The organism is Amycolatopsis rubida (assembly GCF_900115345.1).
Taxonomy (GTDB): Bacteria; Actinomycetota; Actinomycetes; order Mycobacteriales; family Pseudonocardiaceae; genus Amycolatopsis; species Amycolatopsis rubida.
Genome location: NZ_FOWC01000004.1, coordinates 180,769 through 195,549, shown reverse-complemented (window position 1 = coordinate 195,549; position 14,781 = coordinate 180,769). Strand labels below are relative to the sequence as shown.

At 67.0% G+C, this 14,781-nt stretch carries 16 protein-coding genes; 6 read left to right on the top strand and 10 right to left on the bottom strand.

The window, feature by feature from the left end:
- The first annotated feature begins 38 nt into the window (after nucleotides 1-38).
- Nucleotides 39-1,046: a sensor histidine kinase gene (locus BM362_RS18530; RefSeq protein ID WP_244287203.1), complete on the top strand. Its 1,008-nt coding sequence runs from the start codon at nucleotides 39-41 to the stop codon at nucleotides 1,044-1,046.
- Between the two features lies 1 nt (nucleotide 1,047).
- Here the strand turns inward: BM362_RS18530 and BM362_RS18525 are convergent, their stop codons facing one another.
- The 4 genes from BM362_RS18525 to BM362_RS18505 form a co-directional block, all read right to left on the bottom strand.
- Nucleotides 1,048-1,911: a 3-hydroxyacyl-CoA dehydrogenase family protein gene (locus BM362_RS18525; protein WP_093573987.1), complete on the bottom strand. Its 864-nt coding sequence runs from the start codon at nucleotides 1,909-1,911 to the stop codon at nucleotides 1,048-1,050.
- Nucleotides 1,912-2,393: 482 nt separating this feature from the next.
- Nucleotides 2,394-3,299 carry a carboxymuconolactone decarboxylase family protein gene (locus BM362_RS18515; RefSeq protein WP_093573986.1) on the bottom strand — a complete coding sequence of 302 codons (906 nt, stop codon included), beginning with the start codon at nucleotides 3,297-3,299 and terminating at the stop codon, nucleotides 2,394-2,396.
- Between the two features lies 1 nt (nucleotide 3,300).
- Nucleotides 3,301-3,927: a TetR/AcrR family transcriptional regulator gene (locus tag BM362_RS18510; RefSeq protein ID WP_093573985.1), complete on the bottom strand. Its 627-nt coding sequence runs from the start codon at nucleotides 3,925-3,927 to the stop codon at nucleotides 3,301-3,303.
- 100 nt (nucleotides 3,928-4,027) lie between these two features.
- Entirely contained in the window at nucleotides 4,028-4,771 is a 744-nt protein-coding gene (locus BM362_RS18505; RefSeq protein WP_093573984.1) for an SDR family oxidoreductase, read from the bottom strand.
- A gap of 91 nt (nucleotides 4,772-4,862) precedes the next feature.
- Here BM362_RS18505 and BM362_RS18500 point away from each other — a divergent pair, with 91 nt between their 5' ends.
- Nucleotides 4,863-5,471, top strand: a complete 609-nt coding sequence (locus BM362_RS18500; RefSeq protein ID WP_093573983.1) for a TetR/AcrR family transcriptional regulator — start codon at nucleotides 4,863-4,865, stop codon at nucleotides 5,469-5,471.
- Between the two features lie 3 nt (nucleotides 5,472-5,474).
- Here the strand turns inward: BM362_RS18500 and BM362_RS18495 are convergent, their stop codons facing one another.
- On the bottom strand, nucleotides 5,475-5,999 hold the full coding sequence (locus tag BM362_RS18495) for a TetR/AcrR family transcriptional regulator (RefSeq protein WP_093573982.1): 525 nt from the start codon (nucleotides 5,997-5,999) through the stop codon (nucleotides 5,475-5,477).
- 43 nt (nucleotides 6,000-6,042) lie between these two features.
- On the opposite strand from BM362_RS18495, the gene BM362_RS18490 reads away from it, so the two are divergent.
- Nucleotides 6,043-7,017 (top strand): SDR family NAD(P)-dependent oxidoreductase, encoded by a 975-nt coding sequence (locus BM362_RS18490; protein ID WP_093573981.1) that lies wholly within the window; start codon nucleotides 6,043-6,045, stop codon nucleotides 7,015-7,017.
- A gap of 652 nt (nucleotides 7,018-7,669) precedes the next feature.
- Here BM362_RS18490 and BM362_RS18485 read toward each other — a convergent pair.
- Nucleotides 7,670-8,758, bottom strand: coding sequence for a C40 family peptidase (locus tag BM362_RS18485; protein ID WP_244287219.1), 1,089 nt, complete (start codon nucleotides 8,756-8,758; stop codon nucleotides 7,670-7,672).
- Between BM362_RS18485 and BM362_RS49045 the strand changes: the two genes are divergently transcribed.
- Entirely contained in the window at nucleotides 8,640-9,053 is a 414-nt protein-coding gene (locus BM362_RS49045; protein ID WP_244287223.1) for a hypothetical protein, read from the top strand. The genes BM362_RS18485 and BM362_RS49045 overlap by 119 nt on opposite strands.
- A gap of 331 nt (nucleotides 9,054-9,384) precedes the next feature.
- On the opposite strand, the gene BM362_RS18480 is transcribed toward BM362_RS49045, so the two are convergent.
- Nucleotides 9,385-10,332 carry a nucleoside hydrolase gene (locus BM362_RS18480; RefSeq protein WP_093573979.1) on the bottom strand — a complete coding sequence of 316 codons (948 nt, stop codon included), beginning with the start codon at nucleotides 10,330-10,332 and terminating at the stop codon, nucleotides 9,385-9,387.
- A gap of 52 nt (nucleotides 10,333-10,384) precedes the next feature.
- On the opposite strand from BM362_RS18480, the gene BM362_RS18475 reads away from it, so the two are divergent.
- Together BM362_RS18475 and BM362_RS18470 are read left to right on the top strand one after the other, a co-directional pair.
- Nucleotides 10,385-11,140, top strand: a complete 756-nt coding sequence (locus tag BM362_RS18475; protein ID WP_067583297.1) for an acyltransferase — start codon at nucleotides 10,385-10,387, stop codon at nucleotides 11,138-11,140.
- Nucleotides 11,141-11,204: 64 nt separating this feature from the next.
- On the top strand, nucleotides 11,205-11,549 hold the full coding sequence (locus tag BM362_RS18470; RefSeq protein WP_093573978.1) for a nuclear transport factor 2 family protein: 345 nt from the start codon (nucleotides 11,205-11,207) through the stop codon (nucleotides 11,547-11,549).
- Between the two features lie 206 nt (nucleotides 11,550-11,755).
- On the opposite strand, the gene BM362_RS46875 is transcribed toward BM362_RS18470, so the two are convergent.
- From BM362_RS46875 to BM362_RS18460, 3 genes are all read right to left on the bottom strand, one after another.
- A complete protein-coding gene (locus tag BM362_RS46875; RefSeq protein ID WP_143132450.1) occupies nucleotides 11,756-11,995 on the bottom strand; it encodes a GrpB family protein in 240 nt (79 codons plus the stop codon).
- A 32-nt stretch (nucleotides 11,996-12,027) separates the two neighbouring features.
- Nucleotides 12,028-13,284 (bottom strand): threonine ammonia-lyase IlvA, encoded by a 1,257-nt coding sequence (ilvA, locus tag BM362_RS18465; RefSeq protein ID WP_093573977.1) that lies wholly within the window; start codon nucleotides 13,282-13,284, stop codon nucleotides 12,028-12,030.
- Between the two features lie 61 nt (nucleotides 13,285-13,345).
- A complete protein-coding gene (locus tag BM362_RS18460) occupies nucleotides 13,346-14,770 on the bottom strand; it encodes a short-chain fatty acyl-CoA regulator family protein (protein ID WP_067583291.1) in 1,425 nt (474 codons plus the stop codon).
- Nucleotides 14,771-14,781 lie beyond the last annotated feature (11 nt).

The window sequence follows — 14,781 nt, the reverse complement described above, 5'->3', positions numbered from 1 at the left end:
AACGGGCCCGGGCCTCGCTGCGCGGTCGCATCGAGCTGGTGTTCCTCGGCGGACTGCTGGTCGCGCTGGTGCTGGCCTACCCGGTCGGCAAAGGAGCCGCCATGGTGCTCGGGACCTACGTGGACAGTTCGTTCTGCCCTCGCGGTACCGCTTGCCGCAACCCGCTGGGCACGATCTGGTGGTTCCTGCCGCTGGTCCTCGTCGTCGTTGTGGCGATTCGCGGGTGGCGTCCGGTGGTGTCGTGGGTGGTGCGGCCGTTGCTGGATCTTTCGTCCACCATCGACCAGCTGGGGCCGCAGAACCTGGGTCAGCGCATGCCCCCGCACCAGACCGAGCGCGAGCTGCGGGTCCTCTCGACGGCGGTCAACGGAATGCTCGACCGCGTCGCAGCCGGCTTCGAAGGCCAGCGCCGATTCGCCGCGAACGCGTCACACGAGCTGCGCACGCCGCTTGCCGTGCAGCGGACGCTCGCAGAGGTCGCGATCGTCACCGGCGGGGGAGAGGACGTGCGGCGGCTCGCGGCACAGCTGCTCGTCGTCAACGAACGCAACGAGCAGCTGATCGAGGGCCTGCTGGTGCTGGCCGAAGCCGACCGCGGACTGCCCGGCACGATCCCGGTCCGGCTTGACGAACTGGTGGACGCCGTCGTCGCCCGGTACGGCGACCAGCTGACCGAGCACGAACTGACCCTGCGCCGTCACTCCGCCGAGCGCGCGGTATCCGGCGATCCCGTCCTGCTCGAACGGATGATCGCCAACCTCGTGCACAACGCGATCAAGTACAACCGCCCCGGCGGATGGGTCGAGGTGCACGTCGGCGGCGAGCCGGCACTGAGCGTCCGCAACTCCGGCGACCGAGTGCCTGCCGAGGCGGTCGATTCGCTGTTCCAGCCGTTCCGCAGGCTGACCGCCGAACGCCTGAACCATCGCGACGGAGCCGGCCTCGGATTGTCGATTGTGAACTCGGTAGCCACCGCGCACGGCGGTCGCGTCTCCGCGGTCGCGGTGGCGGACGGCGGGCTGCAGGTCGACGTCGTGCTGCCGTGATTCAGCCGTACGAGTAAAACCCCTCGCCGGTCTTGATCCCGAGCTTCCCCGCCTCGACGTAGCTGCGCAGCAGGTCCCTCGGCCCGGTCGGGAGGTGCGGATTCTCGTCCGCGTAATGGTTTTCGATGTCCAGCACGACGTCCAGTCCGACCTGGTCCATCATCTGGAACGGCCCGTACGGCAGATGCCAGTTGATTTTGAACATCCCGTCCACATCCTCCGGCCGGGCGACGCCCTCCGCGACTACGGCCAGCGATTCCCGTTTGATCGCCGCCCACACGCGGTTGAAAATGAAGCCGACGCTTTCCTTGCGCGCCTCGAACGGATGAATGCCGAACTCCGGCAACACTCCGAGCAGCGTGTCGAGCACGGTCCGGCCGGTTTCGCCGTCGGACATGAGGTCGACCGCGTTCGCCGTCGGCGGCATGTAGAAGTGGATGTTGCACAGCCGCGATTTGTCACGCACCTTCTCGGCCATCATCCGCGACGGATACGACGACGAGTTCGTGGCGAAGATGGCGTCGGCAGGCGCGGCTTCGTCGATCTGACCCCACAGCGGGATTTTGATGTCCAGCCGCTCCGGCACCGCCTCCACGACAAGCCACGCGTCGCGCAGGGCGTCCTCGATCGACGTCGCGTCCTCGACCTGGCCGATCTCGCCGTTGCCGCGTTTTTCCAGCAGGACAGGCAACGCCTCCGCCACGTATTCGGCTGCGGCAGCGACCTGTTCGGCGCTCGGGTCGCTGATCCGCACGGTCCCGCCGCGTGAGGCGAACATCAGCGCGATGCGCCTGCCCAACGTCCCGGCACCGAACACGGTGACCGGCCGGTCGCGGATCTGGTCGAATGTGTACGCGTACGGCATGGCGGCTCACCTTTCGATCTTGAGCCAAGAAGACCACCCGTCCTCGTCCGCCGCAATTCCGCGCCCCCTGCCGGGGGAACGGCCGCGCAGGATGCGGCAGTGGCCGAGGTTCGCCGTCTCTGTTACGACTTCGTCCGTCGTGCCGGCGGAACCTTGACCGATTCTCGTGTCCCGTCGGTCACGCCGAACTTCCGTCAAGCTGTCATCGAGCAGCCTGACCGCACGATCTCGGTCGTCGCTGCCAACGACGCACCGGTGGTCGCGCTCGCTCGCCTCGCTCATTGGACTTCGCGCCGGCGCGGGAACGGGGACCGTCGGAGTTCGCCGACGAATCGGACCTGACCGCGGTGCTGGCGGAAACAGGGCAGTTCCAAGTGCTCACGCCAGCGACCTCGACCGGTCCTTCGCCGCCAAAGATCGGCCACACCTCACGCGGTCCGACGTCGCCTACTGGAAACCATCGACGGTCGGCGAAGCCTTCTTCAACTACTGGGACTGACCTCCCGAACCCCGGTCAGCGGAAAGGTGCCGCCACCGGACACCGTGACGGAGCCGGAGAACGCATCCCCGTCAACCGTGCCGGTCACGCTCACCTCGAAGCGCGCCGGATCAGTCACCAGCGCGGTGAAGGTGACCTTTTGACCGTCGACTGTCCCCGACACGATGGGGACCGTGACCTTCAGCTGCGTGTCGAAAATGGAACCGGACACCTTGGTGCCGTCGGTCCCGAGGTCGAGGAGCAGGTCCTTGCTTCCCGCCGGATGGGTGAACGTGATCTTCCAGCTGCCGTCCGGGCCGGTTTCGCCGCTGGCGGGCCGAACCTGCTGAGCCGGGGCAACCACGGGCGCCGGTGGTTCGCCGAGCGCCGGCTGCCCGGGCTTCACCGGGACGCCCGCGGAATTGAGGAACCCCGCCATCATCCGGTAGTAGCCGACGAGGAACAGAATCTCGATGATCTCGGCGTGGTCGCGGGTCGCGGCGAGAGCTGTCCAGGTTCCGTCGGACACAAAGACATCCGCGCACAGTTCATCGACGGCGCGCAGCACCGCGTCGTCCTCGGGCGGCCAACTGGCGTCCGGATCGGAGAGAGCCCCGATCTCCGCGTCCGTCGCGCCACCGCCGAGTGCGGCGGGCGCGTGGTTGGCCCACTCATACGGAGCGTCGCACCGGAGCGCGACGCGAAGAATCGCCAGTTCGCGGATCCGCGGATGCAGTTTCCCTCGGCTCAACAGGTAACCGCCCAATGCACCGGACGCCTGCAGCACTTCCGGCGCGCGGGCGAGAACCTGGATCACGGTGTCCGCGCCGAGTTTCGCCAGTTTTTGCCGCTCGGGATCCATCTCGTCGAGTTCGAGCGGCGGGATGCGGGGAATCGTCGCGTGCGGCATGTCAGTTTCCTTCCGCCGGCAGGCGGTCGAGCGCCGCCTGCGCTTCGTCGAGGCTGAGCTGCGGATGCGAGTAGATGTCGATCAGCGCGCGGGCGAGCATGTTGTCGCCCGCCGGGCTGAGGATGTCGATGCCTGCCGCACGGGAAATATGCTGGTGCAGCACGGTGATCGACAACGCCATCGCGGTGCCGATCGCGGCGCGGACCTTGGGGTCGACCGTCGGCGGGTGCGTCCGTTGCCGATCAGTGGCGACAAGCCGGCTCGTGCCGAGTTCGACCATCTCGTCGAACAACGGCGCGACGCCGCCTTCGACCAGCGCCCGGACGAGATAGTCCCGGTAGGGCCCGACGGCGACCCGCGCCGCCGCGACGGGATTCGCGGTGACGCTGGCGGCCAGGTCGTCCGGCACCTGGTCGTTGAGCTGGCGGAGGAGCTTGATCAGGTGCGCGTCGCACGCCTCGCGGAGCGCCTGCTTGGACCCGAAGTGGTGCCGCACCAATCCCAACGACACTCCGGCTTCCACCGCGATGCCCCGGATCGTCGCGCGCTCGAAGCCGTGCTCGCCGAAGTGCCGCATCGCCGCGTCGCGGATACGGGCACGCGCGGTCAGGTCGTCGGGGTCAGTCATGACGTCGTCGCTATACGCATGAATAGCAGACTACACGTTCGTATAGTATCCGCGCCAGTACGAAACGGCGGGAACGTCGTTGTCCCCGCGCTGCCGCTGGTCAGAACTGCTTTTCGCCACCGTCGACGTAGATGTTCGCGCCAAGGATGAAGCTGCTCTGGTCAGAGGCGAGGAACAGCACGGCATCGGCGACCTCGCGCGGTGTTCCCATCCTGCCGAGCGGAACGCGTGCCGCGAAACTCGCCCGAGCCTCGTCGACTTTGTCCGCGCCAACCGCCTTTTCGAGCACCGGCGTGTCGATGGTGCCGGGCGACACCACGTTGACCCTGATGCCACGGTCCTTCAGTTCGTTGGCCCAAGTTCGGCCGTAGGAGCGGAGGGCGGCTTTGGACGCCGAATACGTCCCGAACGACGCGAGGCCGTCGTCCGCGCGTACCGACGAGTTCAGGATCACCGACGCGCCTTTGTTGAGCAGCGGCAACGCTTTCTGCACGGTGAAGAGCGTGCCGCGGACGTTGGTGGCGAAGGCCTGGTCGAAGTGCTCTGGGGTGGTCTCCTCCAGGCTTGCGAAAGATCCCGCTGCCGCGTTGGCGAAAACGATGTCGAGACCCTTGCCGCGGGCGCGAACCGCGGCGTAAAGCCGATCGAGGTCCGCCAGATCGGCGATGTCGCCCGCTACCGCGGTGGCCGAACCGATGGTCTTCACGGCGGACTCCAGCGCGTCCTGATTCCGGCCGGTGATGAAGACATGCGCGCCCTCGGCGGCGAGCCGCTCGGCCGCGGCCAGGCCGATCCCGCTGCTTCCGCCGGTGACGACCGCTGTCTTGCCCTCAAGCTGTCCCATTCCTGACCTCCGGATAGTTAAGTACCGATCGGTACTTAAAGTGACCGTATCACTTCTGAACCGATCGGTACCGAAGGGGTATGCTGGCGAGGTGACCAGTCAGGGCAAGGCGCACATCGGCCGTCCGCGCGGATTCGACGCCGACGAGGCATTGCGGCGCGCGATGCTGGTGTTCTGGGAGCAGGGCTACGAAGGGGCCAGCTTGGCCGACCTGACCGAGGCCATGGGCATCACGAAAACCAGCATGTACGCGGCTTTTGGCAACAAAGAGCAGCTGTTCCGCAAGGCTTTGGCGCTGTACGACGAAGGCCCTGCCTCCTACGGCCCGCGAGCGTGGGCCGAGCCGACCGCCGCCAAGGTGGCCGCCGCGATACTCAACGGTGCCGTCCGAGCGACGACCGATCCCGGCTGCCCGCCCGGATGCCTGGGCGTCCAAGGCTCGTTGGCAGCTGGCGAACTAGGCCACCCCGCGCGCGAATTGCTCTTCGAGTGGCGAAACGCCGCGCGCCGAGCCCTTGAGAAGCGATTTCGACGCGCCATCGAGGAACGCGATTTGCCACCGGACGCCGATGCGGCGCGGCTGGCTCGCTACGTCATGACGGTCGCGTTCGGAATCGCCGTCGAAGCGGCAAGCGGCGCAACCCGTGAAGAGCTGCAGAAAGTCGCCGACGCGGCCCTGTGCAACTGGCCGCCTGCCTGAGTTTCAGCGTTTGCGGTAAAGGTCGACCGCGATGGTCATCCGAGCGCGGAACTCGTCGCGGGTCTCCGCGTCGTGCTTGATCCCGATCGCGGTGCTGATCAGTGTTCCTGCGACGTCTGCGGGGGAGCGTCCCCCGATCGCCTCGATGACCAGCGCGCGGAACCGTTTCGGGTACTCGGCTGGCATCGTGCCGAGCAGGTCGGGATTCGAGTCGATCAGAACGCCGATCTCCGCGGCCATCGGTCCCACGTAGCGACCGGCCCAGTGATCGAACGCCTCGACCAGCCGCTCGCGCAGCGGTTGCCGCGAATCGGCGAGAGCGCGCCGGGCTGCCTCGATGCTGTCGTCGAGCGAATGCCGCACGGTGGCGCGGAACAGTTCCGGCTTGGACGAGAAGTAGAAGTACAAACCAGGACGCGAGATGTCCGCGGCATTCGCGACGTCGTCCATGGACGCCTTGCGATAGCCGTAGCGCGCGAACACCTCCAAGGCCGAGTCCAGTACGTGCGTGCGCCGATCACTGCCCATAGACACACTATACAAAGAAGGCCAAATACGTATAGTCCGAAGGGTGTCTCGAACCTCCTTGATCCGCACGGCCTTCGACGCCACCAGCACCGCCGATGACGTCATCGCAGGCCAGAGCCTCATCGGCGTCCGCGCAATCGTCACCGGTGCCACGTCCGGCCTCGGCCGCGAAACAGCCCGCGTGCTCGCGTCCGCCGGCGCAGACGTCACCCTGGCCGTACGCAATACTGCCCTCGGCACGAGCGTCGCCGAGGAGATCACCGCCTCCACCGGAAACCGCGCCGTCCGCATCGCGCACCTCGAACTGGCCGACCTCGCCGCCGTCACCCGCTTCACCGACAGCTGGGACGGCCCGCTGCACCTGTTGATCAACAATGCCGGCGTCATGCGTCCAACCCTGGGCCGCACTCCGCAGGGTTGGGAACTGCAGTTCGCGACCAATCACGTCGGCCACTTCGCGCTGGCGCTGGGACTGCACGACGCCCTAGCCACAGGCGCGAACCAGCGAGGAACGGCCCGGATCGTCGCGGTGACCTCCGGCGCGCACATGTACTCACCCGTTGTCTTCGATGACATCCACTTTACCCGCCGCGCCTACGACCCCCAATTGGCTTACGGGCAGTCGAAAACGGCCAACTCGCTGTTCGCTGTCGAGGCGACTCGCCGGTGGGCAGCCGACGGAATCATCGCCAACGCGGTCAACCCCGGCGGAGTTTCCACTGGCCTGCAACGGGATTTCACCCAAGACATGAAGGACCACCTAGATCGGCTCGAAGCCGCCGGAGTCTTCGCATACAAGACCGTCGGACAAGGCGCGGCCACCACTCTCGTCGCCGCGACCGCCCCAGAATTCGCCCATAACGGTGGCCATTACCTGGACGACGGCAACGAAGCCGCGACAGTTCCCGACGACGTCGACTTGGCAGGAAACAGTCATGCAGTCAAACGCTGGGCCCGCGACGCCGCGGCCGCGCACCAGCTATGGGAGGTGTCCCTAAATCTGGTCCGTCAACGCTGACGGACCCACTGAATACCCAACACGGTCCGCGAAAGCGCGTAATTGTGTTGCCACAAGGGCGGTTTCCTCGCATTTGCAAGGTTCTGCTGTGAACACGAGAGCTTGAGCCGCATATCTGTGGTTGTCATTGCGAGTGGCAGGCGCTATGGACCACGGCACGTGAGCGAACCACGCTGCTGACCGACGCAGTGCGAAGGGCCAACCTTCGGCACCGCGACCTGCTTGCTGACAACTACCGCCACCTTAGATGACCACCGCGCGGGCCTCCGCGACTGCTGCCGCCTCGGCGACGATGGAGGCACCGGGTTTCGTCGCAGGCACCGCTTTGCCGAAGCGCACAGGCATCACCTACTAGTCGAGCAAGCACCGCCTGGCTGCCTGCACTTTTGCTCAGCCGTGCTTTGGCCCTCGGATGCCGAGATTTCACAACGACACTCAAACGACAAAGCTGGCCAATGACCACGTCGTGCGCTGCTCCACAGACTCCGCGCCCAGGCGGCGACATCATCTCGCCACCCCCCCGGATCAGCGGTCCCGAACCCCAGGCTCTCGCCGCTGAACGGCGAAAGCGCCGCCCAACGCGAGCCTCATCCGGAAACCCCGCCGGCCCTCAGGACGGCAGGCCTTGGTTCTCGAGACGTCACCGCGCAGGTCAGGCCGTCGGCCGCCCCGCGCCCGCGTAGTCGTCGCCAGGCTTCCGATACGGATGAACCTGCACCGCCTGCCCGGTCTGCGGCGCGTCGATCATCTGCTGATTCCCGATGTACAGCCCTACATGATGGATCTTCGTAGCGGGCGCGCCGTAGAAGATCAAATCGCCTAATTGGGGTTCGCTCACATGGGCAACGCTGCGGAATTGCGTGTCCGCCGTCCGCATCAGCTTGACGTCAGCGCTGGCGTAAGCCGCGGTCGTCAGACCGGAACAGTCGAACCCCGGGTCGGCGTCGCGAGTGCCGTTGCCGCCCCAGACGTACGGCAGGCCAATCTGGTCGATCGCGAAGCCGACCGCAGTGAGCACCGCGGGATTGGGCGGCTGATCGCTTTGGCCGACCGTGCCGTAGACGTTGGTCGTCGCAAGCGTCCGATGCAAGACGACCGGAGCCGGCTCCAACGTGGCGACCCCGTTCCACCAGTCCGTCGCCAGATCGCGGCCATTCGCACAGAGCGTGCGCCCAGCCGCGAGCGCCGAGTCATCGATGTTCTGAATGTCAGGCTTACCGCCGGACGCGCTGCGCTGCCACTTGCTCCACACCGCGGGGGAGAGCTGCAACGGCCCAGCGGCCCCCGGCGTCGAAACGGGCCGGTGATAGAAGTCGAGAACCTCCACCGTGCCAAGCGGTTTCGCGAGAGTCCCGTTCTCCCCGACTCGATTACCCTGCGCCCGTCCATGATCGCTGGCGATCTTCCCGATCGCGGCGAGAGTGATCCAGGACAGGTGACAGCCGGGCTGTTCCTTGCCGAGCGTGACGGTCGCCTGCGCGTACCCGTTCATCGCCCGCAACGGAATGTCGAGCCACTGACTGGTCCGCGACGCCCACGCCCCGAACTCCCCAGCCCGCGGCACCCCAGGCTGGCTCGGCACCGCCGACGTCGGCGCAGTCGAAACCGGAGCCGTCTTCGAGGTGCTCGGGACCAACGATGACGTCGCCGCGACGTTCCCGGAATTCGCATCACCGGCACCGCTCGGCAAAACCCGCACCGCGACGACCAACGCCGCGACGACCGCCACAACCGCCGCCAACGCCACCACGGCCCGCCGATTCCGCGCGAGAAACCCCTGCCTCGCAGAACGCGCGGCCCCGTCGTCCTCCGAGGACTGGACCCCGTCGCCATTTAACGGCGACGCGCTGTTCAGCTCAGGCGAGTCGCCTCCCAACGAGGACTCAGCAGCCCGCCCGGAGGTTTCGCCACTGAGCGGCGACAAACTGGTCGACGCAGGATTTTCGCCACTTGCTGGCGACGATTCACCGACCGGCGAACGTCCGGGGCCGACTGTTTCGGCGCCCACCGGCGACGCCTCACCCGCGGCAGAATGACCGGAGCTGGCTGATTCGGCACTTACCGGCGACGCCTCACCGGCAGGCGAATCACTCGCGCCGACTGTTTCGCCGCTCAGCGGCGACTCACTGGTCGACCCAGGATTTTCGCCACGCGCTGGCGACGATTCACCGACCGGCGAACGTCCGGAACCGACAGATTCGCCGCCCACCGGCGACGCCTCACCTGCGGATGAATCATCCGCGCCAACCGATTCGCCACTAACCGGCAACGAACCCGCACCCCCGGGCTCCCCGCCGCCCGCACCCGCCGTCGCACCAGGCGTGACCTGCGATTCGCCGTCCAGCGGCGATCTCCCGGCCCCGTCCATCACCGGCCCCCGGCGAGTCTCGACAACACGAACTCGCGCAGCACATCCAGTTCCGTGTCCACTGCCACCTCGACCGGCCGCCCGGTCGAGATGTTCGGGACCGCCCGCCGGTCGACGATCGTCATACCGCGAGTCGGGCCGAGGCCGGAGTCGATGTCGACCGGGTAGGTCTCCGCGCGCAGGATGCCCGGGTGGATTGCCTCGGCGACAGCCACCGCGTCGTGCAGGACGATGCCTTCATAGCCGAGCACTTGCCGGTAGTGCGCCAGGTAGTCCGGAGTGAACGAGTTCAGCGCCTGCCCGACCGGTCCGGACGCCGCGAGTTTCGCCAGCCACGTGCTGTCGACCGCGCACCGGTGTGTGAGATCGAGGGGGACCATCACGCACGGAACGTCGTCCTCGGCGATCACGCGTCGTGCCGCGTCTGGGTCGGCCCAGATGTTGAATTCGGAGACCGCGGTCGAGTTGCCGAGGGTGATCGCGCCGCCCATCAGGACAATGCGCGCGATCTTCGAACGCACCCCGGGGTGGGCCGCGAGCAAGGCGGCGATGTTGGTGAGCGGGCCGATCGGCGCGATGGTCACCGGCTCGTCCGAGGCTTCGAGCAGCGACACCATCAGGCTGACCGCGTCGGAATCCTCGAGCGGGCGGGTGGCGTCGGGCAGCGAAGCGGCGTGCCCGGAAAGTCCGTCGGAGCCGTGGACGGTGCTCGACCGGTGCAGTTCGCGGTAGAGGAGGGGCCTCGACGCGCCTGCGGCGACCGGCACGTCCGGGCGGTCGCACAGCTGCAGCAGACGGCGTGCATTCGAGGTTGTCGTGGCCAGCGGTACGTTGCCGAAGACAGTCGTCACGCCCAGCAGGTCGACGTCCGCCGACCTCGCGGCCAGTGCGATCGCGAAGGCATCATCGACGCCGGGGTCGGTGTCGATGATCAGCTTGGTCCCCATCCTGCTCCCCTTGCCTGTGGCCGGCCGTCGCCCACAGGTTACGGTCAAGAGCATGACGTCGATGTGGGGTGCGCCCGCGTTGTCGCGCGTGCGCGCCTGGCGGCGGGCCCGGCGGGACCCGCACCAGGCGAAGTTCCTGACGGCCGACTCGCTGCGCTGGATCCTGCGCAATCGCGCATACACGCCGTGGTACCTCGTGCGCTACTACCGGCTGCTCAAATTCCGCATCGCGAACCCGCACATCATCCTGCGCGGCATGCTGTTCCTCGGAAAGAACGTCGAGATCCACTGCCGTCCCGGATACGGCCGGATGGAGATTGGCCGCTGGGTGCACATCGGTGACGGCAACGCCATCCGCTGTCACGAGGGGTCCCTTCGCATCGGCGACAAGTCGGTGTTCGGCCGGCAGAACGTGATCAACTGCTACCTCGACATCGAGCTCGGTGCCGCCACGCTCGTCGCCGACTGGGTGTACATCTGCGACTTCGACCATGTGACCGCGGACATCCACGTGCCGATCAAGGACCAGGGCATCGTCAAGTCTCCGGTCCGGATCGGTCCGGACACGTGGCTCGGCACGAAGGTCAGCATCCTCAAGGGCACGCGCGTCGGCCGCGGCAGCGTGCTCGGTGCGCACGCGGTGGTGCGGGGTGACATCCCGGACTACTCGATCGCGGTCGGTTCACCGGCCCGGGTGGTCCGCAACCGCGAGGACGACTACGCGGCGGATGCCGCCCGGCGCGAGGCCGTCGCCGACATGGCGCGCAAGGCGAACAAGGCGCTGCAGAAGACACTCGGCGACAGCTGAGGTCAGCGAGCCGGTCGTCGGTTCGTCGGCGAAAATGACCTGACAATGTCGATAGCCTCGCCTTATGAGCGAAGCCCTGCGTAGGCATGTCGCCGCCTTCAACAACCGTGACCTGCAAGCCCTCCTCGATGGCTTCACCGAGGACGCGGTCTGGATCACCGGCAGCAGCGTCGCGCGCGGACGCGACGAACTAACCGAACTGTTCAGCGGTGCGATGGTGCAGCTTCTCCCGACGTTGACGGTCGAGAACGTCCTCGCGGACGGTCACCAGGTCGCCGCCCAATTGACTGAGCGGCTCACCCACAACGGCAAGGACCACGGTTTCGCCATCGCCGGCTTCTATCGGCTGTCCGGAGACCGCATCAAGTCGGCGAAGATCTACCGCGAGGGCAGCGCCGAGCTCGGCTGAGTGGTGTTGCCGTTTTTTGGCGAATCGCACTGACCTGCATAAACGATCCCTCATGAAGCTCGATTGGTCGGTCGCCGGCAGGGATCGAGACGCCTGAAAGCCCGCGCTCGGCGATGGGCGGGCGAACGCTCCAGCGTCGCGTCGGTCTGCGCGGCGTCCGAGTGGGTGCGGCGAAGGCCCCGGAACGCGCGTACTCGACTGAGATTTTATCCCGGAACGGAAATGCCGAGAACGTCATCGTGCCAGTAGCCGATTGCCTGAAAACTGGCGACAACGGCTGGCAGGTCGTCGCGAGTCGCGATCACGACGGCCAGGTCGATGACCGGCAACGGCCAGTCCGGGGACCTCTGTAGTGCCAAGGTGCTCGACGCGTTCGCGCGAGTCCGCCCGCGGATGTTGTTGAGGTGGGACGAACGCGGCGGCAAATGCCGCAAAGCCGCAGGCACCCAATCGTCGTGCTGGCCAGACCAGCGGCACCTCAGAGCAGGAAGTGGAACAACGGACTCCCCGGCTCCACCCGCTCAACCTGCAGCGGGCTCTTCTCCAGCCGCGCCAGCAGCCCGGGCAGGTCCGCGCGCCGCGGGATCTCGACGCCGATCAGCGCGGGACCGATCTCCCGGTTGTTGCGCTTCACGTACTCGAACCGCGTGATGTCGTCTTCCGGACCGAGGATTTCGTCAAGGAACCGCCGGAGCGCGCCGGGTTCCTGCGGGAAGCTGACGAGGAAGTAGTGCTTCAGCCCCTCGTGCATCAGCGAGCGTTCGAGGATTTCGCTGTACCGGCTGACGTCGTTGTTGCCGCCGGACACGATGCACACCACCGTCTGCTCCGGCTCGACCTGCACGCTGATCCCGAGCGAGGCGGCCGCGAGCGCACCCGCAGGTTCGGCGATGATGCCGTCTGACTGGTACATCGACAGCATTTCCGTGCACACCGCGCCCTCGGCGACGGACGTCAGTTCCGCGCTGCTGTCGCGGATCAACGGGAACGTCACTTGGCCGGCCTCGCGCACGGCGGCACCGTCCACGAACGGGTCCACCGCGTCGATCCGCACCGGTTCGCCCGCTTCGAGGGCTGCCGCCATGCACATCGCGCCTGCCGGTTCGACGCCGACGACCCGGATGTCCGGATGCCGCTCGCGGACCCACGTCGCGATCCCGGCCAGCAACCCACCGCCGCCAACAGGCACCACCAGGACATCCGGCACGAAGCCGAGCTGCGAAACCACTTCAAGCGCGACAGTGCCCTGGCCGGCGACAGTGCGTACGTCGTCGAACGCCGGCACGAGCGTCGCTCCACTGCTGTGGGCGTCGTCTTTAGCCGCGGCGAAGGCGTCTTCGTACGTCTCGCCGACGACGATGACCTCGATGTGCGCGCCGCCGAGAGCCGCAATGCGTTCACGCTTCTGTCGAGGCGTCGTGCCCGGCACGTACACGCGACCGTTCGCCCCTAAACGGCGACACGCGTACGCGACGCCTTGTGCGTGGTTACCGGCGCTCGCACATACGACACCGGCCGCCCGCGTCTCAGCGTCGAGCTGCACGATGAAGTTGTATGCACCGCGGATCTTGTACGAGCGGACCGTCTGCTGGTCTTCGCGCTTAAGCCAGACGCGCGCGTCTACGCGGGACGAGAGACGCGCGTTGGGCTCCAAGGGCGTGCGTGTGACCACGCCCGCGAGCCGTTCGGCGGCCTGTTCGACCAGTTCTGCGTTCACCGTGTCGATGTCGTGCACTCGGGTGAATGTACTTCGCACCCGGTGAACACGTCCGGGGCACTCACGTCACGGGCTGCGTTCACGTCTTCGGCACCGCCGGGTACGGGACGAACGTGCTGGTGTTTTCGTCCACTGTGAGCGGTTTGCCGATGGCCGGAAACGCGCGTTGTGAACAAGCGGGCCGGTCGCACACCTTGCACCCCATGCCGATCGGCGTCGCGGCGGCGGGTTCGTCCAGGTCGAGGCCGGTCGAGTAGATCAGCCGGCCAGCGTGCCGCAGTTCACAGCCGAGGCCGACGGTGAACGTCTTGCCCGGGCTGCCATACCCGCCGATATTGCGCGACACCGTCCGCGCGACCCAGAAGTACCGCTTGCCGTCCGGCAGCGCCGCGATCTGCGTGAGGATCTTGCCCGGCGAGGTGAAGGCCTCGTAGATGTTCCACAACGGGCAGGCGCCGCCGACACGCGAGAAGTGGAAACCCGCCGCTGACTGGCGTTTCGACATGTTCCCGGCCCGGTCGACGCGCACGAACGAGAACGGCACGCCGCGCTGTTTTGGCCGCTGAAGCGTCGACAGCCGGTGGCACGTCGTCTCGAACCCGACACCGAAGTGGTCGCAAAGGCGCTCGATGTCGTACCGGAACTCTTCGGCCGCGGCCAGGAACGGGCTGTACGGCAGGATCAGCGCGCCGGCGAAGTAGTTCGCCAGGCCGACGCGCGCGAGCGTCCGCGCGGCCGGGCCGGAAAATGCCCACGAATCGGCGAGTTCGGTGATCAGATCGTCGTATTCCAGCAACGCGATCTGGGACGCCATCCGGAAAGCCTGCTGTCCGACCCGGAGGCTCGGGGCCAGCCGCAACACTCGCGTCGCCGGCTCGTACCGATGCTGCTCACCTGCGGATTCGTTGATGCCCTCGTTGGACACCTCGACGCCGTAGCGTTGCCACAGCCGTTCCTTGAGCGACCCCAGCACCGCTCCGCGCCGCAGCGGGATCTGCGCGGCCATCCGCTCGGCTCGTTCGTCCAGTTCGGCGACGTAGTTCTCCCGCTCGTAGAAGAAGTCGCGGACCTCCTCGTGCGGCAGCGGCGCGGCGGCGCTCCCGTGCAGGCCGAGGCCGTTTTCCGTGGTCAGTGCGGCCGTGCTCTCGACCGCGTTGCGGTAGCTGCGATGCAGTTTCACCAGCGCCTGGGCGATGGACGGCAGGTTGCTGGCCAGGTCGTTCAGCTCGCTCGTGGTCGCTTCGACGCCCACCGCCTCGTCGAGCAGGGCTTCTTTCACGTCGGCGACGAGCCGCGAGGTGTCGTTGTTGGCGAAGAACTCGGTGTCGACGCCGAACGCCTGCGTGATCCGCATCAGCACCGGCACGGTCAATGGGCGCGAGTTGTGCTCGATCTGATTGAGGTAACTGGGTGAGATCTCGAGCACACGGGCGAGATCCGCTTGGCTCATCGACCGGCTTTCGCGCAGATGCCGCAGCCGCGCCCCGGCGAAAGTTTTGTCCATGGGTGCTCCGT

Excerpts from the sequence above, each read along its gene's own strand:
- BM362_RS18525 (WP_093573987.1), bottom strand. The coding sequence starts at position 1,911 with ATGCCGTACGCGTACACATTCGACCAGATCCGCGACCGGCCGGTCACC.
- BM362_RS18515 (WP_093573986.1), bottom strand. The coding sequence starts at position 3,299 with ATGCCGCACGCGACGATTCCCCGCATCCCGCCGCTCGAACTCGACGAG.
- BM362_RS18510 (WP_093573985.1), bottom strand. The coding sequence starts at position 3,927 with ATGACTGACCCCGACGACCTGACCGCGCGTGCCCGTATCCGCGACGCG.
- BM362_RS18505 (WP_093573984.1), bottom strand. The coding sequence starts at position 4,771 with ATGGGACAGCTTGAGGGCAAGACAGCGGTCGTCACCGGCGGAAGCAGC.
- BM362_RS18495 (WP_093573982.1), bottom strand. The coding sequence starts at position 5,999 with ATGGGCAGTGATCGGCGCACGCACGTACTGGACTCGGCCTTGGAGGTG.
- BM362_RS18480 (WP_093573979.1), bottom strand. The coding sequence starts at position 10,332 with ATGGGGACCAAGCTGATCATCGACACCGACCCCGGCGTCGATGATGCC.
- BM362_RS18475 (WP_067583297.1), top strand. The coding sequence starts at position 10,385 with ATGACGTCGATGTGGGGTGCGCCCGCGTTGTCGCGCGTGCGCGCCTGG.
- BM362_RS18470 (WP_093573978.1), top strand. The coding sequence starts at position 11,205 with ATGAGCGAAGCCCTGCGTAGGCATGTCGCCGCCTTCAACAACCGTGAC.
- BM362_RS18460 (WP_067583291.1), bottom strand. The coding sequence starts at position 14,770 with ATGGACAAAACTTTCGCCGGGGCGCGGCTGCGGCATCTGCGCGAAAGC.